Genomic DNA, 322 nt, shown 5'->3' on the forward strand with positions numbered 1-322 from the left:
CGCCAACGACAGCGGCCCTGTCCCCGGGCAGGCGCAGGGGCTCGGTCAGGTGTCCCGGGCCGAGGCCGCGACCGCCCGTACCCCCGGCGGCCCTCCGTCGGCCGTTCCCCCGGTCCCGCCGATCACCGGCCTCCCCACCCCCACCGTCCGCCGTACCCGCTGAACCGGAGACCTCACCGTGCCCACTCTGCGTACCGCCCTCGCTGGGCGGACCGAATCCGTCGATCACGCCCTGACCGCGCTCGCGCCCCGCTGGACCACCTGGCTCCTGCAAACCCTGCGCCAGCAGGAGTCGATGCGGGCGGCGGAGATCGTCGCGGCG

It is taken from the genome of Streptomyces jumonjinensis (assembly GCF_009600885.1).
GTDB lineage: Bacteria > Actinomycetota > Actinomycetes > Streptomycetales > Streptomycetaceae > Streptomyces > Streptomyces jumonjinensis.